2 protein-coding genes are annotated in these 3,345 nt (G+C 60.8%); one reads left to right on the top strand and one right to left on the bottom strand.

Going from position 1 to position 3,345, the window contains the following annotated elements; genetic code table 11:
* Positions 1 to 41 precede the first annotated feature (41 nt).
* Entirely contained in the window at positions 42 to 2,624 is a 2,583-nt protein-coding gene (ligD, locus tag ACW9JC_RS29530) for a DNA ligase D (RefSeq protein WP_457459462.1), read from the bottom strand.
* Positions 2,625 to 2,809: 185 nt separating this feature from the next.
* Here ligD and ACW9JC_RS29525 point away from each other — a divergent pair, with 185 nt between their 5' ends.
* Positions 2,810 to 3,259: a cupin domain-containing protein gene (locus tag ACW9JC_RS29525; RefSeq protein ID WP_338581630.1), complete on the top strand. Its 450-nt coding sequence runs from the start codon at positions 2,810 to 2,812 to the stop codon at positions 3,257 to 3,259.
* The last annotated feature ends 86 nt before the right edge of the window (positions 3,260 to 3,345 follow it).

Below are 3,345 nucleotides of genomic sequence, written 5' to 3'. Positions count from 1 at the left end.
AGATCGCCATCGCCGGCAAGCCGTGCTCCTACAAGGACGCATCACGCCTTCTTCATCCCGACCCGCCGCCGCATTTCGGCAGTAATCGTCTGCCGGGTTTTCTTCAGATCCTCCCACGGCCCGTCGCCCACTTCGGCCAGGCGCTCATGCACGTTGTGTATGTTCCACTGATTGCCGCCCTTGAGCTCGGCCACCTCCTCACGATAAATCGGCACCGACACCGGCAGCCCTTCGCGGGTGCGTGCAGAGTAGGCGCAGATGGTGGTGGCGCCCAACCCGTTGCGCAGGTAATCGATGAAGATCCGCCCCACCCGGTTCTTCGGCCCCGACACCGCGGAAAAACGCTCCGGCAACAGCTTCGCCATGTGGCTGACAATAGCGTGGCTGAAGTCCTTGACCTCATCCCAGCCGAGCTTGCGGGTCAGCGGCACCACCAGGTGAATGCCCTTGCCGCCGCTGGTCTTGAGAAAGGCCTTGAGTCCCAATTCATCCAGCACCGTCAGGGTCAACTGCGTGGCCTCGATCATGCGCTTCCACGGCAGCGCCGGGTCCGGGTCGAGGTCGAGGACAAAGCGGTCGGGCTTGTCGAGATTGTCCGAGGTGGCGTTCCAGGTGTGCAGCTCCACGGTGCTCATCTGCACCGCGCCGACCAGTGCTTCGGCATTGTTGATCACCATCATCGGCTGCCCCGTAAGCTTCTGGTCCAGCGTAGTGATGCCGGGGATCGCCAAACGCTCGGCGTTTTTCTGGAAAAACAGTTCGCCGGCAATACCGTCCGGCGCACGCACCAGCGCCACCGGGCGGTCCTTGAGCTGCGGCAGAATCCACTCGGCAACGCTGGCGTAGTACTCCGCCAGTTGCACTTTGGTGGTGCCGCTGGTGGCGTCGATGACCCGGTCCGGGTGAGTGATGCGCACTTTGCCTTTGTCCAGGCCGATCTGTGACGGGGCCGGTTCGGCTTTCTTTTTCGTGGCGGATGGCTTGGCGGCTGTCTTTTTCGCGGAGGCAGTTTTCACGGCGGTCGCACGCTCCTCAGTGATGTCTTTGGCAGGTTTGTCGTCGCGCAGGCCATGGAACACTGCATGACGCACCGAACCGTCCTTGGTCATCTCGGCAAAAGCCACTTCCGCCAACAGGGTCGGTTTGAGCCAATGCACGCCCCTGACTTCGGCACCACTGGGCGGATTGACCACGGCCGGTTTTTTCGTTTGCAAGGGCTTGAGTTGCGCATGGATGGTGCTCAACGTGGCCTCGGTGAAGCCGGTGCCGACCTTGCCGGCGTAGCGCAATTCGCCGCTATCGCGGTCATGCAGGCCCAGCAGCAACGCACCGAAGGCACTGCGCGAACCCTTGGGATCGGTGAAGCCGACAATCACGAATTCCTGTCGATGCTTGCACTTGAGCTTGATCCAGTCGCTGCTACGCCGGGACACGTAAGGCGATCCGAGGCGCTTGCCGATCAGGCCTTCCATGCGCATCTGGCAGGCGCTGTTGAGCAAGGCTTCCGGGTCTTCGCCGAAGGCATCGGAAAAGCGCAGCAAAGGATCTTTTGTGGCTTTGAGTACTGTCGCCAACGCGGCGCGACGCTCCTCCACCGGCACCTCGCGCAGATCGACGCCATTGAGGTACGGCAAATCAAACAGGTAATAAACAATGTTGCCGCTGCGACCGGCTTCGAAAGCGTTTTGCAGCGCCTGAAAATCCGGCACGCCCTCTTCGTCCGCCACCACCATTTCACCGTCCAGCCAGGCGGATTCCAGACCCAGGCTCGCCAATGCCTTGGCTTGGCCGGGCAACTTGTGGGTCCAGTCGTGCCCGTTGCGCGTGAAGAGTTTGACTTCATCATGGTCAATGCGCGCCATGATCCGATAGCCGTCGAATTTGACCTCGTAGCTCCATTGACCGTCGGGTGCTTTTTCCACCAGCGTCGCCAGTTCCGGTTTGATCTGTTCCGGTAGTTTGGCCTTGCGCGCGCCAGTGAGGGGAGCAGACTTTTCCTTCTGCGGGGTAGCCGGTTTTTTGATGGCTTTGGGTTTGGCAGCCTTGGGTGATTTGGCGACGATGGTGCGCTCGCTGAGCACACTGTCGGGCTCGGCGCTGACCACATCGTAATCGCTTTCCGGTCGCGCGGCGCCGTCCTGATGCTTGATCAGAAACCACTGTTCCTGCTTGCCCGGCATGTGCGTGCGCACCAGATTCCAAAGGCCTTCGAGCTTCTCGCCTTGCAGCTCGAACTTGAGCTTGCCCTTGGCATAGGCCTTGGCGGGATCCTCCTGGGGAATCCACACGCCACGGTCCCAGACAATCACATCGCCCGCACCGTAATGGCCTTCGGGGATGCTGCCTTCGAAGCTGGCGTAGTCCAGCGGATGGTCTTCGACGTGCACCGCCAGGCGCTTGACCTTGGGGTCCAGCGACGGGCCCTTGGGCACCGCCCAGCTCTTGAGCGCGCCATCGAGTTCCAGGCGAAAGTCATAATGCAGGCGCGAGGCGTCGTGCTTCTGGATGCAGAACTGCAAGGCGTGATCCTTGGCGTTTTTTCTGCCCGGACGTTTGACGGCGGCCGGCTCCGACGTCGCCGAAAAATCGCGCATGCGGTTGTAGTCATCGAGATTCTTGTTCATGGCTCACCTGCGGGTCGCTGCAGGGTGCTGAATCAGCACTTCCCTCCCTCAGCAGAGCGAGTCATCAGCCAAAAAATTCCATCGTCGTCAAAATTACCCGGACCAACGGCCCTGCATCACGGCTGTCGTCCGCCGTTCAAGCGCATACAATCAGCGGGTGCTGCCTCATCCCCCGGAGAGCAATCATGCGCACGGTTCACGTCCTCCAAGCTCCACCGGCACCGGTCAACGTCGTTGGCGAAACGATCACGGTCCTTGCCGGCGGCGATATGAGCAAACCCTTTGAAATGCATATCCAGGAAGGCGTGCAAGGCGGCGGCCCGCCACCGCACTTTCACCCTTGGGACGAGGCGTTCTACGTGGTCGACGGCCAGGTCGAAGTGACCGTGGAAGGCAAATCCACCACCGTATCGACCGGGGGCTACGTGCATATCCCGGCCGGATCGATTCATGCCTACAAGAACATCAGCACCACCGCGAAGATGATCGGCGTGGTCTCCGATCCCCGCGGCGGGCAGTTTTTTACGGCGATGGATCAGTTCAAGGTGCCCGAGGACCTACCGCGAATTTTCGAAGTGGCGGAGCGTTTTGGTGTGACGTTTCTGGTGCCGAAACCGGATTCACCGGCAGGTTGACCGCGTCATCGTTCATCGCGGGCAAGCCCGCTCCCACAGGGATCGATGGTGGTAACAGATTTTGCGTACAACCTCGGTTACCTGTG

This window comes from Pseudomonas sp. SDO5591_S426, from assembly GCF_054070755.1.
Note: the sequence above shows the minus strand (reverse complement) of the source record. Positions and strands in the feature narration are given on the sequence as shown.